The organism is Corallococcus sp. AB049A (assembly GCF_003668885.1).
GTDB classification, from domain to species: Bacteria; Myxococcota; Myxococcia; order Myxococcales; family Myxococcaceae; genus Corallococcus; species Corallococcus interemptor.
Genome location: NZ_RAWL01000717.1, coordinates 1 through 2,289, shown reverse-complemented (window position 1 = coordinate 2,289; position 2,289 = coordinate 1). Strand labels below are relative to the sequence as shown.

1 protein-coding gene is annotated in these 2,289 nt (G+C 73.2%); it reads right to left on the bottom strand.

The genetic code is table 11. The annotated features are described in order from the left end of the window. Positions 1–2,289: amino acid adenylation domain-containing protein (locus D7X55_RS38615; RefSeq protein WP_121725644.1), on the bottom strand; the 2,289-nt coding region annotated here is incomplete at both ends.

The following is a 2,289-nucleotide window of genomic DNA, read 5'->3' as shown; positions in this document are numbered from 1 at the left end:
GCACCATGTAGTCGGGAAGCTTGCGGCGCAGCGCCTCCCGCAGCCGCGTGGGCTCCAGCACCTGCCCGGCGCGCGGCATCGCGTAGGCGACGAGCCGCTTGTCGCCGGGCACGTCCTCGCGCACCACCACGGCGGCCTCGTGCACCTCGGGCAGCTCGCGCAGGGCGGACTCCACCTCCGCCAGCTCGATGCGGAAGCCGCGCACCTTCACCTGGTGATCCGTGCGGCCCAGGAAGTCGAGCGTCCCGTCCGCGCGCCAGCGGACCCGGTCGCCCGTGCGGTACAGCCGCGCGCCGGGCGTCGTGGCGAAGGCATCGGGCACGAAGCGCTCGGCCGTCAGCTCCGGCCGGGACACGTAGCCCCGGGCCACGCCGTCACCGCCCAGGAACAACTCCCCGGGCACGCCCACCGGCACCGGCTGGAGCCGCGCGTCCAGCACGTACGCCGTGGTGTTCGCGATGGGCCCGCCAATGGGCACCGACGCGCCCGTCTGCTCCGGCCGCTCCACCGTGAAGCACGCGGCGGCCACCGAGCATTCGCTGGGGCCATAGGCGTTGGTGACGGGCCGGCCCAGGGACTCCAATGCCCGGCGCACGTGCGAGGCGGAGACGACGTCGCCTCCCACGTGCAGCTCGCGCAACCGCCCGAGGATGTCCGGCCGGTGCTCCACCAGCTGCGAGAACAGGCCCGACGGCAGGTGGACGAAGCTCACCGCGTGGCGCTCCACCACGCGCGCGAGCGTGTCCATGTCTCCGGCCGGGACGTGACCGGGGAAGACCACCAGCCGGCCGCCGTGCAGCAGCATCGTCCACAGCTCCATCACGGAGCCGTCGAAGGACAACGGCGCGAAGAGCATGCCCGTCTCGCGCGTACCGAGGCGGAAGTACGGCTCGGCGTGCACGAGGCGCAGCACGCCGCGCTGTTCAACGGCCACGCCCTTGGGGCGCCCGGAACTGCCGGACGTGAAGACGACATAGGCCAGGTTGCGCGGGCCCACGTTGATGTCGGGCGCGGTGACGGGCTGGCCTTCGAGCGCCAGCGCATCCACGAAGAGACATGGCAGGAACGCGTCCGGCACGCGCAGCCGCTCCCGCAGCGCGCGCGTGGTGAGCAGCATCCGGGGGCGGGCGTCCTCCATCATGAAGGCCAGCCGTTGCGCCGGATACGACGCGTCCATCGGGACGTACGCGCCGCCCGCCTTGAGGACGGCGAGCACCGAGACCACGTAGTCCACGGAGCGCTCCATGCACACCGCCACCGGAACGTCCGGGCCCACGCCCCGCGCCCGCAGGAAGTGCGCCAGCGGATTGGCCCGCGCCTCCAGCTGCACGTACGTCAGGCGGACGTCGCCGTCCTCCACGGCGATGGCCTCCGGAGTCCGGGCGACCTGGAGCGCGAACTGCTCGGGGAGGGTGCGGCCGGAAGGGTAGGCGCGGGCCGTCTCATTCCACGCGGTGAGCACCTGGTGGCGCTCGCCGGCCGTCATCCACGGGAGCTGGAGGATGGACGTGTCCGGGGCCGCGATGGCGGCCTCCAGCAGCACGAGGAAGTGACCGGCCAGCCGCGCCACGGTGTCCGCGTCGAACAGCTCCGTGGCGTACTCGAGCCACCCCTCGAAGCCTTCGGGAGACTCCGCCAGGGACAGCGTGAGGTCGAACATGGACGTGCCGGTGTGCACGTCCAGGAGCCGCGACTGGAGGCCCGGAAGGACGGGCGCGTCCACGCGTGCGCCCTGCAGGTTGAACATCACCTGGAACAGCGGCGTGTAGCCCAGCTCGCGAGGAGGCCGGAGCGCCTCCACCACGCGTTCGAAGGGCACGTCCTGGTGCGCGTACGCACCCAGCGCCGTGTCCCGCACGCGGCCCAGCAGCTCCCGGAACGAAGGGGCGCCCGACAGCCGCGTGCGCAGGACCAGCGAGTTGACGAAGAGGCCCACGAGCCCCTGGAACTCCGCGCGCTGACGGCCCGCGATGGCCGTGCCCACGCTGACGTCGTCCTGACCCGCGCGGCGCGCGAGCACGGTCTGGAAGGCCGCGAGCAGGACCATGAACGGAGTGACGCCTTCGCGCTCGGCCAGTGTCCGGACGGAGGCCGCGAGCCGCGCGTCGAGCACCACGGGGACCCGAGCCCCCGCCGAACCACGCCGGGCGGGACGCGGCCGGTCCGTGGCCAGCTCCAACAGCTGGGGAGCGCCGGAGAGCTGCGTCCGCCAGTAGTCCAGCCGCGACTCCAGCGCGGCGCCGCTCAGGGCCTCCCGCTGCCAGTCGGCGGCGTCGGCGTAATCCAGGG